We start from the raw sequence: 256 nt of genomic DNA on the forward strand, positions 1-256 counted from the left end.
TTGTTTTCAGGTCTTTTTATGGGAATGTTCATTATTTTAATCGCTTTCTTTATTCAAACAGGAACAGTTACTACCGGCAGCATCCTCTTTTCGATTCCTATTTTTATATTGGTCAGTGCGATTAATTTATCGAATAATATCCGCGACCTTGACGGCGATAAGGAGAACGGTCGTAAAACCATTCCCGTTCTATTGGGAAAGAAGAAGGCTATTTGTTTATTAGCTATCATGTTTACTTTCTCTTATCTGTGGGTTC

1 protein-coding gene is annotated in these 256 nt (G+C 36.7%); it reads left to right on the plus strand.

What is annotated here, in order from left to right; translation table 11 throughout:
• A partial coding sequence (locus tag RYX56_RS23700) for a UbiA family prenyltransferase (RefSeq protein ID WP_317124299.1) occupies positions 1-256 on the plus strand: 256 nt, incomplete at both ends.

Source organism: Alkalihalophilus lindianensis, from assembly GCF_032843265.1.
Classification (GTDB): Bacteria; Bacillota; Bacilli; order Bacillales; family Bacillaceae_D; genus Alkalihalophilus; species Alkalihalophilus lindianensis.